The 17008-nt window shown below is 46.3% G+C and carries 12 protein-coding genes; 7 read left to right on the top strand and 5 right to left on the bottom strand.

What is annotated here, in order from left to right; genetic code table 11:
- Window positions 1-145 precede the first annotated feature (145 nt).
- The 7 genes from LPW36_RS07680 (at window position 146) to LPW36_RS07650 (ending at window position 11990) form a co-directional block, all read left to right on the top strand.
- Window positions 146-370, top strand: a complete 225-nt coding sequence (locus LPW36_RS07680) for a helix-turn-helix domain-containing protein (protein ID WP_039422734.1) — start codon at window positions 146-148, stop codon at window positions 368-370.
- A 9-nt stretch (window positions 371-379) separates the two neighbouring features.
- Window positions 380-2800 (top strand): type I restriction-modification system subunit M, encoded by a 2421-nt coding sequence (locus tag LPW36_RS07675; protein WP_230608902.1) that lies wholly within the window; start codon window positions 380-382, stop codon window positions 2798-2800.
- Entirely contained in the window at window positions 2797-4107 is a 1311-nt protein-coding gene (locus LPW36_RS07670; protein WP_230608901.1) for a restriction endonuclease subunit S, read from the top strand. Before LPW36_RS07675 ends, LPW36_RS07670 begins: the two co-directional genes overlap by 4 nt.
- Window positions 4100-6766, top strand: a complete 2667-nt coding sequence (locus tag LPW36_RS07665) for a TrlF family AAA-like ATPase (RefSeq protein ID WP_230608900.1) — start codon at window positions 4100-4102, stop codon at window positions 6764-6766. The genes LPW36_RS07670 and LPW36_RS07665 overlap by 8 nt, the downstream gene beginning before the upstream one ends.
- Window positions 6767-6792: 26 nt before the next feature.
- Window positions 6793-8013, top strand: a complete 1221-nt coding sequence (locus LPW36_RS07660; RefSeq protein WP_230608899.1) for an RNA-binding domain-containing protein — start codon at window positions 6793-6795, stop codon at window positions 8011-8013.
- A gap of 153 nt (window positions 8014-8166) precedes the next feature.
- Window positions 8167-11277: a type I restriction endonuclease subunit R gene (locus tag LPW36_RS07655; protein WP_230608898.1), complete on the top strand. Its 3111-nt coding sequence runs from the start codon at window positions 8167-8169 to the stop codon at window positions 11275-11277.
- Complete coding sequence (locus LPW36_RS07650) at window positions 11277-11990, top strand: M48 family metallopeptidase (RefSeq protein WP_230608897.1); 714 nt, start codon at window positions 11277-11279, stop codon at window positions 11988-11990. The genes LPW36_RS07655 and LPW36_RS07650 overlap by 1 nt, the downstream gene beginning before the upstream one ends.
- Before the next feature lie 190 nt (window positions 11991-12180).
- Here the strand turns inward: LPW36_RS07650 and LPW36_RS07645 are convergent, their stop codons facing one another.
- From LPW36_RS07645 to LPW36_RS07625, 5 genes are all read right to left on the bottom strand, one after another.
- A complete protein-coding gene (locus tag LPW36_RS07645) occupies window positions 12181-12867 on the bottom strand; it encodes a hypothetical protein (protein ID WP_230608896.1) in 687 nt (228 codons plus the stop codon).
- Between the two features lie 469 nt (window positions 12868-13336).
- Window positions 13337-15745, bottom strand: coding sequence for a TOTE conflict system archaeo-eukaryotic primase domain-containing protein (locus tag LPW36_RS07640; protein ID WP_230608895.1), 2409 nt, complete (start codon window positions 15743-15745; stop codon window positions 13337-13339).
- Window positions 15746-15770: 25 nt separating this feature from the next.
- Window positions 15771-16142 (bottom strand): helix-turn-helix domain-containing protein, encoded by a 372-nt coding sequence (locus LPW36_RS07635; RefSeq protein ID WP_000354815.1) that lies wholly within the window; start codon window positions 16140-16142, stop codon window positions 15771-15773.
- A 29-nt stretch (window positions 16143-16171) separates the two neighbouring features.
- Window positions 16172-16474, bottom strand: a complete 303-nt coding sequence (locus tag LPW36_RS07630; protein ID WP_001219934.1) for a type II toxin-antitoxin system HigB family toxin — start codon at window positions 16472-16474, stop codon at window positions 16172-16174.
- 195 nt (window positions 16475-16669) lie between these two features.
- Window positions 16670-17008, bottom strand: coding sequence for a hypothetical protein (locus LPW36_RS07625; RefSeq protein WP_199359282.1), 339 nt, complete (start codon window positions 17006-17008; stop codon window positions 16670-16672).

The raw sequence follows: 17008 nt of genomic DNA, 5'->3' as shown, positions 1-17008 counted from the left end.
CCAATAACCAGCACCGAACGAATAACAAATACGCTCAATTATTTGGTTTTAACTCAAATAAGTTGAGAATAATCATAATCGTGGTAGGGTAAGCAACAGTGAAAAATCCCCAAGTTTATGGTTAAGAAAACACCGTGGAGAGAGCATGATCCGCTGCCACCTAGCCCGATTAATGGGTGAGAGAAAAATGCGCATTAGCGACGTGATGCGAGAAACCGGCCTCAGCCGTACCACCGTCACGCTACTGTACAAAGAAACCGCGCTCAAGGTGGACTTAGAGGCGCTCGATAAGCTGTGCAGTTTGTTTAACTGCGAGTTAAACCAATTATTGGAACATATTCCGGCCAAAAGCCAGACGATGAAAGATTAAGGAACCCAAATGGCCATTAAGAAAACTGAACTTTATTCTTCCCTTTGGGCTAGCTGTGACGAGCTGCGCGGCGGTATGGATGCCAGCCAGTACAAAGACTATGTGCTGACCATGCTGTTTATGAAGTATGTCTCTGATAAGTACAAAGGCGACCCTTACGGCATGATTGTAGTGCCGCAAGGTGCCAGTTTTGACGATATGGTCGCGCTGAAAGGCGACAAAGAAATCGGCGACAAAATCAACAAGGTCATCAGCGCACTGGCCGAAGAAAACGATCTCAAAGGCGTGATAGACGTTGCCGACTTTAACGATGAAGACAAGCTTGGCAAAGGCAACGAAATGGTTGACCGGCTAGGTAAGCTGGTCGGCATTTTCGAAGGCTTAAACCTTGGCGATAACCGCGCCGATGGCGATGACCTACTGGGTGATGCCTACGAATACCTAATGCGCCACTTTGCTACTGAATCGGGCAAGTCCAAAGGGCAGTTTTATACGCCATCGGAAGTGTCACGCATCCTCTCTAAAGTCATTGGTATTGATAGCAATACCCCGCAAGATGCCACCGTGTACGACCCAACCTGCGGCTCGGGCTCGCTATTGCTAAAAGCCAGTGATGAAGCGCCGCGTGGCTTGAGTATTTTTGGCCAGGAGATGGACAACGCCACCAGTGCCTTGGCGCGTATGAACATGATCCTGCACAACAACGCCACCGCCAAAATCTGGAAAGGCAACACCATTGCTGACCCGCAATGGAAGGAAGCAAATGGCCAGCTCAAGACCTTTGATTTTGCTGTGGCCAACCCACCGTTTTCCAACAAAAACTGGACCAGCGGCATTAACCCGCAAGAGGATGAATTTGGCCGTTTTAGTTGGGGTATTCCACCCGAGAAAAATGGCGACTACACCTTTTTACTGCACATTATTAAAAGCTTAAAAAGCACAGGTAAAGGCGCGGTCATTCTGCCGCACGGCGTTTTGTTCCGTGGCAATGCCGAAGCCCGTATCCGTGAAAACCTCATCAAGCAAGGTTATATCAAAGGCATTATCGGCTTACCGGCCAACCTGTTTTACGGTACTGGCATTCCTGCTTGTATTATCGTTATTGATAAAGAGCACGCGAACGCACGCAGCGGTATTTTTATGGTCGATGCCAGCAAAGGCTTTGCCAAAGACGGCAATAAAAACCGCCTGCGCAGCCAAGATATTCATAAAATCGTCGATGTCTTTACCAAGCAGCTAGAGCTAGCGCGCTACTCGCGTATGGTGCCGCTCAGTGAAATTGCCACTAACGACTACAACCTGAATATTCCGCGTTATATCGACTCTAGCGAACCGGAGGATTTGCACGATTTAAGCGCTCATCTGCAAGGCGGTATTCCAAACCGAGACATCGATGCCTTAGAGAGATACTGGCAAATCTTCCCGAGTATTCGAGCGACTTTGTTCAAGCCCGCGCGTGAGGGCTATAGTGAGGCCTTGGTCAAAGCCTCCGAGGTAAAAGGTACCATTCTGAATCATGCGGAGTTTAAAACTTTCGCGACGGAAAGCTTGCAGCATTTTCATGCATGGAGTGAAGCTATCGCGTTAGGGGAAATCGCTATCGGCGATCAACCCAAATCGCTTATTTTTGAAATCAGTGAAAGTTTATTGCATAGCTACGCGAACGTGGCGTTACTCAGCAAATACGATATCTACCAGATCCTGATGGATTACTGGGCAGAGTCAATGCAAGACGATGTATATGTGCTAGTGCAAGACGGCTGGCAAGCAGGCAAAGTGCTGCGTGAGTTAGTCGTCAAAAAAGGCGAAAAACTGAAAGAATCGCCTGAGCTAGTGATTGGCAAAGCTAAATACAAAGCCGAACTGATACCGCCTGCGTTAATCGTGGCGCGCTTTTTTGCCGCTGAACAAGCCAAAGTGGATAGCCTGCAATCGCTACTTGATATCGCCAGCCAAGAGTTAGAAACCTATCTGGAAGAAAACTCGGGCGACGAAGGCTTACTCAACGATGCGCTGAACGATAAAGATAAAGTCACCAAAGCCACGGTGACAGCGCGTTTAAAACTCGCCACTGACCCCGATGAAAAGGCTGCACTAAAGCAAGCCAAAACGCTATTTGATGCCGAGGTCGATGCCAAAAAGGCCCTAAAAGAAGCGCAAGATGCGCTCGATATAGCGGTGTTTAAGCAATACCCCAAACTCAGTGTCGATGAGATCAAATTCATTATTGTGGATGACAAATGGCTGGCCACGCTTGAAAGTAATATCGTCGCTGAAATTGAGCGCGTCACTCAGCAACTGGCCAATCGCGTCAAAGAACTGGAAGAGCGCTACAGCGAACCACTGCCTGCCCTTACCCAATCGGTAGAAAACCTCAGTGATAAAGTGGCAGGCCACTTAAAAGCCATGGGCTTGGAGTGGACGGTATGAGCGGAGTAACGGAAGTGAGTCCGAAGTATCTGGCGGAAGCGGCTTCGAATGCTGTGCCCGTTGGATACAAACAAACTGAAGTTGGAGTGATTCCGGAGGATTGGCAAGTAATTGTTTTTGGAGAGGTGCTATCAATTCGGCATGGAAAAAGCCAAAAGCAGATTGAATCTGAAAGTGGCTTGTATCCTATTCTGGCTACAGGTGGACAAATTGGTTGGGGTAATAGCTACCTATGGGATAAGCCTTCTGTTCTTATTGGTAGAAAAGGAACGATAAATAAGCCTCGCTATTGCGATGAGCCTTTTTGGACGGTAGACACACTTTTTTATTCAGAGATATACAATCAAGCCGACGCTAAGTTTACCTATTACAAGTTCTGCATGATTGATTGGATGCAATATAACGAGGCATCCGGTGTTCCTAGCTTAAATTCAAGTACTATCGAAAATGTTGCAGTAGCGTATCCACAGAAAAAAGAACAAACCGCCATTGCCAATGCCCTATCCGATGTCGATGCCCTAATCAGCGAGCTGGAAAAACTGATCGCCAAAAAGCAGGCCATCAAAACCGCCACCATGCAACAACTCCTCACCGGCCGCACCCGCCTGCCGCAATTCGCCCTGCGTGAAGATGGCACGCCAAAAGGCACCAAGCCAAGTGAGTTGGGGGAAATACCGGAGGATTGGGAGGTTGGTTTCGTTGGTGATGTATGTGACATGTTGACTGGTTTCCCTTTTCCTAGCAGTAAATATTCTGATTCGGGTGTTCGCCTTTTGCGTGGTTCAAATGTTAAGAGAAGCTGCACTGATTGGTCAGAGGAAATCACTCAGTACTGGCCTGAACTAACATCATCTATTGCTCAGTACGAGTTGAAGATTGGTGACATCGTAATTTCAATGGATGGATCGCTGGTTGGTCGTAGTTTTGCGCAATTGCGTGAATCAGATTTGCCAGCAGTACTGTTGCAACGAGTCGCAAGATTACGCAGCGAAGCCGTATCTCAAAGCTATCTAAAGGAGTGGGTTTGCAGCAAGTTTTTTACTGAGCACTGCGATTCAGTCAAAACGGTAACCGCAATACCGCACATTAGCCCACAAGATATTAGAAGCTTCAAACTTCTTTTGCCTCCGTCAAAAGAAGAACAAACCGCCATCGCCACCATCCTCTCCGATATGGACGCAGAAATTCAGGCACTGGAACAACGCCTTGGCAAAACCCGCCAAATCAAACAAGGCATGATGCAAGAGCTGCTGACGGGTAAAACGCGCTTGGTGCAACCGCTAAATAAGGAGTCACAACATGGCTGACCAACAGCAAAGTTATAAAAAAGCTCGCTTTTTTAAATGTGCGTTGCAGGTTAATCCAGCGGGCTATATTGAATACCGTGGCCAACAACAGAGCTTGTCTGAGTCTGACTATAACCAGCAGTTATTAAATGCAGCACTGGAGGCGGGCATTGAGATTATCGGTTTGGCTGACCATGGTTCAGTGGACGGTGTTGACTCGATTCGAACCTTGTTTAATCAACATGGTATCGTGGTATTTCCCGGTTTTGAGATTGCCTCAAGTGAAAAAATACATTTTGTTTGTTTGTTTGATGAGAGCAAATCGGCGCAAGAGCTTGAGCGAATTCTGGGCTGCTTGCGGCTATTGGATCCTCAGGACGGTGTTCGCCCTTCGAAGTTAAGTGCAGAGCAGTTAATTGATGAAGTGGATCAGCAAGGTGGCTTTATCTACGCGGCACACTGTACCAATGACAATGGTTTGCTCAAAATTGGTCAGATGAATCATGTATGGCAACACCAAGGTCTATTAGCGGCGCAGATACCGGGTTCGATAGAAGATTTGCGTGGCGTAGAAAATGATTTTTACCGAAAAGTTTTCCTTAATAAAGACGCTAACTATAAACGTGAACGGGAGATGGCCGCGATTAACGCAGCTGATGTTGAGGCACCTGAAAAAATAAAAGAAGCAGGTGCTTCCTGTTTAATCAAGATGACCAAGCCTTGTTTTGCCTCGTTTAAACAGGCTTTTTTGGATGCTGGCTCAAGGGTTCGTTTAAATTCCGATAAGCCGGAAAACTATGCCTCTGCCATCGAACGTATTCGCTTTGTTGGCGGCTATCTGGACGGCGTTGATATTGAGTTGTCTGACCATCTTAATGCCGTTATTGGTGGGCGTGGTACGGGCAAATCAACCTTGTTGGAGTGTATTCGCTATGCATTCGCGTTGGAGCCTAAAACGCAAAACGCGTTAAAACAGCATAAGAGTGTTATTGATACCAACCTTGGCAAAGAGCGGGGGTTGGTGGAAATTACGCTGCGCTCAGCCGTACTGCATGGCCGTAAATTCACTGTAAGTCGAAAATATGGTAATCAACCCGTGGTGGTGGATGAACAAGGCAATATTTCACCGTACCACCCCACCGATCTGCTGCCGGGCATCGAGCTTTACGGACAAAATGAAATCTATGAAATGACCCGCGATGAACATAGCCGTAATCAACTCATAGAACGCTTTTTGGAAGGGGAACACGAGCAATTTGATGCCGACATTGCCAAGGTGCTGGCAAAACTGAAAGAAAATCGAGAATCCATCAAGCGTGCCCTGAGCCAGAAAGACGATGTTGAAGCAGAGGTGGAGCGCTTGCCCAAGCTGTTGGATCAAGCTAAACAGTATCAAGCATTAGGGATTGAAGAAAAGCTGAAAATTATTCCTAAGCTGGAAAAAGAAAAGCAGTTAAAAGCGCGTGTTGATGAAGATGTGACTCGCGTAAAAGACGCCATTGAAGCCCTCAAAGACAGCTTGCCTGATACGGTTTTTTTAAGTGACAGCGCATTGGATGGTTTGCCTCATACTGATTTATTTAGGCAGCAGCGCGTGGTGTTGGACGCCTTAAAAACAGGTGTACAGCAAGCGCTAGTGCAACTGGAACAGCTTGCTTTGAACGCAGACACACAACTGGCACCGCTTCAGCTAGCGTTGTTGGAAAAACAGCAGACTGAAGAGCAAAATTTAGAAAAAGCCTTTAAAGATATTCCTGCAAGCCAAGGAAAAACAGGACGTCAAATTGGTGCAGAGTATCAGACGCTGCTGAAGCAGATTGAGCAGATCAGACCCAAGCAAACTACGTTACAACATCGCCAGGCGCAAATTGACGAGTTGTACGGCCAGCGCAAAAAGCTATTGTTGGAGTTGGATCAGCATACTAGCGCCAGAGCGACCAGTATTTTGAAGTCAGTCAAACGCTTAACGCGAAAGCTGGAGCAAAAGGTTCGGCTTACCTTGCAGCCGGAAGGGAACCGCCAAGCGTTTGTTGATTTTCTTAGCGAATGCAGTTTAGAGGGCGTAGGGCCTAAGCGTTTGGCTTGGGTGTTGGATGGCGATTTTTCACCCAGTAATCTCGCAACCACCATTCGCCAGGGAGAAGCAGAATTAGCCCAGAACTTTGGCGTCACAGGTACGGTTATTACCGCCTTAACCCGATTGCCAGAAATAAAGCTCTTAGAGCTGGAAGAGTTGCAACTGCCCGATACGATGGCCATTGAACTGAATGTGACCCATGGCGAGCGAGAGGCGGTATTTCGCCCTATTGATGACTTATCGACGGGGCAGCAGTGTACCGCTGTTTTGCATTTGTTGCTTTTGGACAATCAAGACCCTTTGATTTTGGATCAACCGGAAGACAACTTGGATAACGCATTTATTGCCGAACGTATTGTCGCAGAACTTCGCAGAGCAAAATTAAGCCGGCAATTTCTGTTTGCCACACATAATGCCAATATCCCCGTATTCGGTGATGCAGAATGGATCGGTGTGTTAAGTGTTGAAGATAGTAAAGGGATGATTTTGTCAGAGCAGCAAGGGGCTATTGATGTACCAAAAGTCCAAGAGCTGGCAGCCGATATTTTGGAAGGGGGCAAAAGTGCGTTCAATCAGCGCCGTGAGAAATACGGTTTTAATTGAGCACCTGTGCCCCTTGGGAGAAAAGTATGTTAAAGACAGAATTATTAGAAATTATTGCCAATGGTGAAAACTCAGGTGTGGAGTTTAAGCGGGACGATATTCGCCCTGAACAACTGGCAAAAGAAGTGGTGGCTATGGCCAACTTCCAAGGCGGAAGAGTACTGCTTGGCGTAGAAGACGATGGGGTAATCAGCGGTATTCAAAGGGACGATCTCGAAGAATGGGTGATGAATGTTTTTCAGAACAAAATCCATCCTATGATTTTGCCTTTTTATGAAGAGGTAAAGTTAGACGATGACAAAACCGTGGCAGTTGTGAGCTTCCCTATTGGTATCTCAAAGCCTTATGTCGTTCGTCACAGCGGGAAAGAAGAAATCTACATTCGTGTAGGCACAACGTCCAGACTGGCGACCAGAGAGCAGCAAATGCGGCTTTTTGAATTGGGTGGCATGTTACACACTGAAGTCATGCCCGTTCCTCGTACAGATATCAGTTGTTTGGATGATGCGCGGCTGATGAATTATGTTCGGGATATCTTGCGTGATCCAGATGTACCGAAGTCTCCTGAAGAATGGCAAGCAAGGCTTCTCGGGCTTGGGTTTTTAACGGAGGCGGCAGGTAACATTTGCTGCACCATTGCAGGACTGGTGCTGTTTGGCAAAAGCCCGCGCCGTTACTTAAAGCAAGCTGGATTAAGAGTGATGGCATTTACTGGCGATGATAAGGAATACCAAGCAGCGCTGGATGACATTATAGATGGCCCAATGGTTGGTCGCTGGGATCTCGATAATGGTGATAAACGCTTGGTCGATGGCGGCGTTATTGAGCGCTTTATGGAAGCGATGACACCCTTTATATCTGAGGAGTCTGGTGAGGTAGATGCAGGGCTGAGACGGGAAACAAAGTGGTTTTATCCCCTTGAAGCCGTTAGGGAGACATTGATTAACTCACTGGCGCACCGAGATTGGACTCGGTTTGTTGAGATTGAAGTGTCTGGGTACTCGAATCGCCTTGAAGTGATTAGCCCTGGTGCTTTGCCAAATTCAATGACAGTTGAAAAAATGAAGGCAGGTCAGCGTTCTCCACGGAATACCATCGTCATGGAAGTTTTACGTGATTATGGCTATGTCGATTATCGAGGAATGGGTGTTAGAACCAAAATTGTTCCGCTAACCAAAGCGCTCACGGGTAAAGAGCCAGAGTTTGAATTAACCGATGATCATTTAAAAACGGTGTTATATCGCTAGACGAAGAAAATGAATTTTTGCTTGATTGAGCTTGACCGAGTGGTGTTGAAGTCAATTAATTTAGCAATACCAGATTGATTTTAAAGGATAAAATTTGCTTGATCGTTGCTTGATTGGCAAGGGGAGCAAGCTTCGAATTGATTAGAGGTTAGGATGAGTAACGTTGGTCAGCGTGAGCGCGCTACCCAAAATCGTATCGTTCAGTTTTTTCAAACTGACTTAGGCTATCGCTATTTAGGTGATTGGCAGGATCGCGCTAATAATAAAAATATTGAAGTGGATATCCTGGTTGATTGGCTAAAAAAGCGTGGTGTCAGCGAGGCGTTGATCAATCGTGCTATTCGCCAATTGGATACGGCAGCAGCGCTGGGCGAAGGTAAAAAGCTCTATTACGCCAATAAAGAGGTTTATCGCCTGCTGCGTTACGGCGTGAAAGACAAAGAAGGTGCTGGCCATCTTAATGAAACCGTGTGGTTGATTGACTGGAAGAACCCTGAGACGAACGATTTTGCCATTGCCGAAGAAGTGTCCATTAAGGGTGAGAATAAGAAGCGCCCAGACATAGTGCTGTATGTCAATGGTATCGCACTCGGTGTGGTTGAGCTGAAACGCTCTTCGGTGTCTGTCTCTGAAGGTATTCGCCAGAACCTCGATAACCAAAAGAAAGATTTTATTCGTAACTTCTTCACCACTATGCAATTGGTGATGGCGGGTAATGACACTCAAGGTTTGCGTTACGGCACCATTGAAACCCCTGAAAAACACTACCTTGAGTGGAAGGAAGATTGCAGCAGTCATGAGCCAAATAGAAGGCCATACGATCATAAACTCGATTTTCACCTGAGCCGCGTGTGTAACAAAGCGCGCTTTCTGCAAATTATCCACGATTTTATTGTTTTCGATGCGGGTATTAAAAAGACCTGTCGCCACAATCAATTCTTTGGTATTGAAGCGGCAAAACGCCATATAGCAAGGCGTGAAGGCGGCATTATTTGGCATACGCAAGGTTCTGGCAAAAGCCTCACCATGGTATGGCTGGCCAAATGGATACGCGAAAATGTAAAAGACGCACGTGTATTGATTGTGACCGATCGTACAGAGCTGGATGAGCAGATTGAAAAAGTGTTCACCGGTGTTGAGGAAGATATTTATCGCACCAAAAGCGGTGCCGATTTGGTGGCGACACTCAATCAGCCTAACCCTTGGTTGGTGTGCTCTTTAGTCCATAAATTTGGTCGGCAGTCAGATTCGGAAAACGATACCGCGACGGATGAGTTTATTGCCGAGTTAAAGAAATCGCTACCATCGGACTTTAAAGCCAAAGGCGATTTGTTTGTGTTTGTGGACGAGTGTCACCGTACTCAATCGGGCAAGTTGCACGAAGCGATGAAGTCCATTCTGCCAGAAGCCATGTTTGTCGGCTTCACTGGCACGCCTTTGATGAAGAAAGACAAGAAAAAATCGGTTGAGGTATTTGGCTCTTACATTCACACCTATAAGTTTGATGAAGCTGTGGCCGATGGTGTTGTGCTCGATTTACGCTACGAAGCTCGAGACATTGACCAAAACGTCACGTCGCAGAAAAAGGTCGATGAATGGTTTGAAGCGAAAACTCGCGGCTTATCTCGATTAGCGAAAACCCAGTTGAAACAGAAATGGGGCACCATGCAAAAGGTGCTGTCCAGTAAATCGCGTTTGCAGCAAATTGTGAACGATATCTTGCTGGATATGGACACTAAGCCACGCCTGATGGATGGCTACGGCAATGCCATGTTGGTCTGCTCTAGTGTTTATCAAGCTTGTAAAGCTTATGAAATGTTCAGCCAAACAGATTTAGCCGGTAAGGTGGCTATTGTCACCAGTTTTCAGCCGACTGCTGCAAGCATTAAAGGGGAAGAAACCGGTGAAGGTTTAACGGAAAAGCTCTTTAAGTACGATATTTACCGCAAAATGCTTGCGGATTACTTCGAGCAACCGGAAGACAAGGCCGCTAACCGAGTTGAAGAGTTTGAAAAAGAAGTTAAAAAGCAATTTATTGATGAGCCAGGACAAATGCGCTTGCTCATCGTGGTCGATAAGTTGCTGACTGGCTTCGACGCCCCTTCGGCTACCTATTTGTATATCGACAAACAGATGGCTGATCACAATCTGTTTCAGGCCATTTGCCGCGTGAACCGCTTGGATGGCGATGATAAAGAATACGGTTACATCATTGATTACAAAGATCTGTTCCGCTCGTTGGATAAAGCGATTTCTGATTATACGCAAGGCGCATTTGATGGTTATGACAAGGAAGACGTTGCGGGGCTGCTGAAAGATCGTTTAGAGCAAGCCAAGCTCGATTTGGATAATGCGCTGGAAATGGTGCGCGCCTTGTGTGAGCCGGTAAAAGTGCCACGCAATACGGAAGACTACATTTATTATTTTTGTGGTAAGTCAGGTCTGAACCAAGACGAGCTCACCGAGAAAGAAGCACTGCGTTTAACGCTTTATCAGAACGTTGCCAAACTGCTGCGTGCGTTCGCCAATATCGCCAATGAAATGCCTGATGCAGGCTATTCTGCGCAAGATGTAGACTTGATAAGAGTTGAAGTGGCTCATTTTGAAAAAGTACGTGACGAAGTAAAACTGGCCAGTGGCGATTTGGTAGAAATGAAACGCTTTGAGCCTGCGATGCGCCATTTGTTAGATATGTATATTCGTGCGGATGACAGCGAAGTACTGATGGATTTTGAAGAGCTGGGGCTTATTGAGCTCATTGTCGAAAAAGGCGCTGATGCCGTGGAGGCTTTGCCTGAAAGTATTCATAAAAATCAGGAAGCCATGGCCGAAACCATCGAAAATAACGTGCGTAAAACCATCGTTGATGAAAACCCGGTTAACCCTAAGTATTACGAGCAAATGTCGGTGTTATTGGATGAGCTGATTGAGCTTCGTCGCCAAAAAGCGATTGAATATCAAGAGTATCTGGAAAAAATCCGCGAGCTATCTCGTAAGGTTATACGTCCGGAGCAGACAGCGGCTAACTATCCGCCATCGATGGACTCTAATCCAAAACGCGCGTTTTACGATAATTTTGGTCAAGATGAATTGCTGGCTACCAAAATAGATAGTGCCATTCGTTATACCAAAAAAGCGGATTGGGTGGGAGATCGCTTTAAGGAGCGAGAAATTGCCAATGCGGTGCGAGAAGAAACGACGGGGTATGAGGTGGATATTCAGGGTGTAATGGAATTGGCAAAAGCGCAAAAAGAGTACCATTGATGCCTAAGGTAGAAATTGGTTCTATTGCGATGCAGTTAAATCGTAAGGCAATTAAAAACCTTCATATCAGCGTGTTGCCACCTGATGGGCGTGTGCGTGTTTCTGCTCCTGAATCTATGACAGAAACCGCAATCCGTATGGCAGTGATCAGCCGCATTCCTTGGATCAAGAAACAGCAGAGTGATTTTGCCAAACAACCTCGCCAATCTGATCGAGCAATGGTTAGCGGAGAATGCCATTACCTTTGGGGCAGACGTTATCGTCTGAATCTTATCGAGTGTTCCGGAAAGCATGAAATCAAGCTTGGTCGTGGTCGATTGCATTTATATGTTAATACTGCAACAACGCTTGAGAACAAGGCGCTGGTACTGAGCTCATATTATCGAGATGCACTTAAAGCGCGAATCGCTGCGTTATTGCCTGTTTGGGAAGATAAGATCGGCGTTACAGCTGCCGATTGGGGAGTCAAAAAGATGAAAACCAAGTGGGGCAGCTGCAACACGCAGGCCAGGCGTATTTGGCTGAATTTAGAACTTGCTAAAAAGCCACCGGAGTGTTTGGAGTACATCCTAGTGCATGAATTGGTGCACTTGCTTGAGCGTAATCACAATGAACGCTTCAAGGGGTATATGGACAAGCTACTTCCCGATTGGCGAGAGCGCCGTGATTTGTTAAACCGAATGCCTTTAGCACATAATAATTGGATTTACTAAAGTTTGGTTTTGTTTAATGCAGGTGAACAGGGGTATTAATGGATATATTACTGACCATTTCGTGGTTCTACACGAGATGGTACGAATATATGTCCATTCAGCTTTGTTAATATTAAAAATCGCACCAACAACACCCCTCCCGCTACCCGTTAGATCAGCGCCCTGTGAGGGGTTACTTTTTTTGGGGCTTCTAATTTTTGGTACCGTAATGAGTTACGGTACCAAAACTCGCTTTCATCCAAACTTCATTCTCCGGCTCACAAAGGTGGTGCAACAGCGCTAGGTTGATTTGGTGGCTGATTACGTTGCCGTTTCGTTTTTGACTCTCTTTTCTCAAACCTCTCAGTAATAACCCCGTACAAGATTTGCCTATTTGCTCTGACGCACTGGGCAGGCAAAAGGCGCGGTTTTGCTGTGAGGGGTGCAAGGTAGCGCGCTTTCCTGTTTTAGATAAAGGCGTAATGCACCAAAAAATACGGGCGTTGGCCGGTGTGTTTACGTGCAATGTGTTGGTTTGGCACGTGCCATCCCTATATGTAGGTAACAAATGTGCTGGCAACAAAACCAAGCCGCCTTGCGCGTGGCCTTCAACCTCAGGTAAAGGTAGCCAATACAGGTTTGGCCATTGCTCAGGGCTCTGCCATTTTTTTACGATCACTTGCGCGCCAATGCTATTCAGCCATTGGTGAATCGGGCAGCTAGGGTGTGCTTTTTTAACGCGTGGTAACTGATAGGTCAGCCAGCGGGTTAAGCGTTCGGCGGCATTATCGCACTGGCTTAATGCTGGGTAGAGGGTAAACGCGCCATGCACAACCAGTAAAGCGACCACCTGCTGTATCCATTCTCTATCCAAATCGTTAGCACTTGCCCATAACACGTCACTTATCACCTTGTTGGTTCGTCATGCCGTCTATTTTCAGTCGTCGGGTGCAGACGCGGTGGTGAATTAGATGAAAGAAATGGCCATCAAACTCACCAGTCAAATCGGTTTTTTATGATGACCTGTGCGCGGCTAACTGATTGAAATATATAGTCCAATGCGGCTCTGTTTGGCGGCATTCAACTAGTGCAAAAAAATCGAGACGCCAAACGATCGTTTGCATTCTGGGTTTAAAAAATCAAACGGTTTGTACTTTGATGCCGAGGTTGGTTTAGGGGGAAAAAAGTGCCAAATCTTGCTTTGAGCCAGTACTGGCAAGGCTTAGCAGCGTTGGATTTCAATCGAGAAGCCAAACAGTAAATGGGCTAATTTCCCTGTTTGGCGTTTCGATCCAAAAGCCAAACGGATAGTGGTTTTGGCGTATGGGGGTAAAGGCATGGGGAAGTGTTTAATGAAGTGCTGCTGTTTATTTTGGCTTGGTATTTGATGAAGGGACGTTTTCTAACTTCAGTGAAGGTTGCTTGTTACTGTTGTCATCAATGTACTCAAGGGCGTACCCCATAGCCTTGTAGCTTTTCTCGCGTTTTTTAAACATGCGTTGCAGCATAGGGAGGGCGCAGTCTACATAGTCGTGAATGGTGACTTGTGTTTTTCCTTCCGATTCACGATGAATTCGACCGGCATATTGGGCCAATGTACCTTTCCATGCGATTGGCATGGCCAAAAACAACGTATCCAGTCTTGGTAGGTCAAACCCTTCACCCACATATTTTCCTGTTGCGACGACAATTTGAGCCGATTGCAGATGATTGTCAGCGTTCTTGCGTTCGGCAGATTTCATGGCGCCTTTGAGTACGACAGTGCTTATACCCATCTTGGTAAGTTGTGAGTGTATTTCCTCTGCGTGCTCTCTACGCTCTGTAAGGACTAAGGGGTGTCCGCCATTTTGAACACACTGAGAGGCGTCTGAGACAATTTTTGAAGTGCGCTGTTGGTTATCGACGAGCCAGCGGTAAGCATCGCTTATTTTGGGTCGCTCATCTGTTTTTATTAGCTCAGCTGGCGGTATATAGTAGAGCTGATGAATCATCACGGTTTGAGTAAATTGCTCATCAGGACTTTGTTTCACTTTATAGCGAATGGGCCCTGCCGCCATAAAAATGATCTTCTGATGGCCATCTTGTCGCTCTGGCGTTGCTGTTAGGCCCAATACATATTTTGCTCTTACCTCGTTGAGTACCATTTCAAACCTTGGCGCAGACAGATGGTGGCATTCATCAACAATAATATGGCCGTAGTCTTGGATGAGAGGCGTGATGGAATTGTCTTTTTTATTGACCAAGCTTTGGTAGGTGGCAATGTCGATAATGCCACTCGGCTTTCTTTTACCCCCGCCTATACTGCCAATGTTTACTTCTGGTAGGAACGTGCGTAATCGCTCTTGCCACTGTTCAAGCAGTTGTCGGCTATGAACCAGTATTAGGGTATTTACTTTGCGTTTTACGATCATGCCAATGGCAGTAACCGTTTTTCCAAATGCAGTCGGGGCATGCAAAATACCGAAGTCGTGTTTAGTTATTGAGGCCACTGCGTCTCGCTGGTTCTTTCGCAAGGTGAACGCAGGGGTAAGTTTTAATAATGGTTTGCCGGTTTCACGCTTATCGTCAAGCAGTGGCGAAATATTGTGCTCTTGTAGCAAAGCAATCGCATCATCGAGACAGCCACGCGGTAGTGCAAGATAACCGTTTTCAATACGAGCACAGGAAATAAACCTTGGAATGCCATGGGTTGAAAAACGCAACGCTTGTGTCTTAAAAAACACAGGATTAGAAAAACTAGCTAATCGCTTTAGTCCTGCCAGTAGTGGCCCAGGTAACTCGCTCATCAAAAAGTAGATATGGTTGGCCAAGGTAATGGTCACGTTTTTTGGCAAAGACTCTAATGTTATTGGTGCGGCTTTGGCTGTGATTTCCCAAGGTGGGCGGTTGTCTGTTATCCCCTGTTCGGATAGTAATAGGGTATTGGGTGAAATGGTTGTTATGAGTTGATCAATACTCGATTGCGTGAGCGTTTTAAGCTCAGCAAGGTACTGCCATTGATCGTCAATCGCATTCAGGTCACTGTCAACAAAGCAACTGCGGCCTGAAAGGCGAGCCTCCTTTTGAAGTGGTAGCGCAATGAGATTGCCAAACCCGCCTTCAGGAAGGACATCTTGGTTAGGAAAGAGCCTGTCATAGGAGTCAAACGAAAGATTTGGAAATATTTCCATGGCTTTATCAAGCAAAGCGAAACCCAGTGCCCGAGCCTGGTTAGCGGGGATATTGGTTTCAAAAAAGATCCATAAGTGCGCCCCGTTGCCAGAGCGCGAGATTTCTATCGCGTGCGGAATATCAAACTCTTGGCACGCTTTAGACATTGCTTTGACTTCTTCTTGCCAACAGCCTTTGTCAAAATCGGCTGCCAACAAATAGCACGTATTATCTTTCAGTAAGGGATACAGTCCCACCACTTGATGACCGGCAAGGTGCCTGTAAATAATGCGCTCGTTTAGTTCGCTAAACTTTCGGTGTGAACAGTCTTGGCATTTAATGCGGGGTTTGTTGCAAACCCCGTTTACCCATTCATTATCACAGGCTACGGAATAGCCACTGCGGCCCTGTTGGTTTTGCCAACGATTGGCAAAGATATCCTCTCGTCCACGAAATCGTTGTCTGAATAGGGTGACTTTTTGTTCTGGGGTGAATGTCTGTATTGAACGCTGGTTTTGAGCGCTACGCAAAGCCTCTCTTAATGCGAGAAGCCGCTGCTTTTCGTTTTCAAGCTCAGCTAACCTGTTATCAATAGCCGAAATATTTGGGTAGCGAGCGTCATTCATAACAAGCTAATTTTGATTCGCATTGCTATGAAGCGCGAACTTGCGGTGGCTTGATCAGCGACTCTGCTGGGATACCTAGCCCTTCATGAAGTTTCCAAATCATTTTTAGCGTGAGTGATCGCTTATGGTTTAGGATTTCATAAACACGATTGCTTTTACCTATCATGGGTTCAAGATCTTTAACTGTTAATCCTTTGCGCTCCATCTCAAACTTTATTGCCTCAACAGGATCTGGCAAATCCATTGGAAAATGCTTTGCTTCGTAGGCTTCAACTAACGTAACCAAAATATCCAGCTTTTCGCCTTCGACGGTATCAGGCTCCGCCATCATTAGGTTTTCGATATCGTTTAATGCCGCGCGGTAGTCGGCATCTGTTTTAATAGGTCTGATGTCCATTATATACCTCTTGTTACTACCTTTTGGCTTCAAATCGTTTGCACATCAATTTGATCGTATTGTGCATGGCTGCCGATAAACCGTATGTAAACCACCTTGTAGGCATAATTGATCCAAACGACTAATCGGTATTTATTACCGGCAATGTTAAATACGACACGCCCATCTTTGAGGATGCTGGCATTTCTAAAGTCCTGTTTCACATCCGCCGGTGATCCCCAATCAGCGTTTAATGCATGCCTATACCACGCTAAAGTTGGCTCTTTAGCGTCAATGTATTCTGGGCTGTCTTCCCAAAATGTTTTTAAGGTTGATAATGCGATAATTCTCATGAACAGATGTTAGTCCCAATTTGGGACTTTTGCAAGTTTGGCATTTTTGATGCGGTTAGGAGTTTTTACCGCATCCCCGATTGCCCCACTCCTTGGGGCAGTTTAATTTCCTCTTATTCACCCTCTAAAGCTCGGCATATCAAGTGTTGCCCCATTGTCCCAACTGCCCACGGTAAGTGAGCAAATGGGGGCTTGTTAGTTTCGCCTGATGGGCCTTTTCGGCATGCGGCTGCGTTTGCCATCGAAAAAGGCCAATACTCTGAACCAATAGAGTGATTCTTCATACCCCAAGCTGTGCGTTGGACGTGCAGGCGGGATGACCCCCAGTTTGCGTCCTAAACTGACAATCACGTAGAACATGAGCTTTAGCATCAGCCAAGGAGCGAGTACCACGAATACCATCAGGCAATGCCGAGTAAGTGCGTAGCCTATACCATGAGGTTGTTCGAGTAAGGCAATGCCAATACACCAACCAAGCCCTGCCAGCATGGTGATTGGAAAGGTAATGGGGGCAAGTCGCATCATAAATTGCAT

It is taken from the genome of Limnobaculum eriocheiris (genome assembly GCF_021010575.1).
GTDB classification, from domain to species: Bacteria; Pseudomonadota; Gammaproteobacteria; order Enterobacterales; family Enterobacteriaceae; genus Limnobaculum; species Limnobaculum eriocheiris.
Note: the sequence above shows the minus strand (reverse complement) of the source record. Positions and strands in the feature narration are given on the sequence as shown.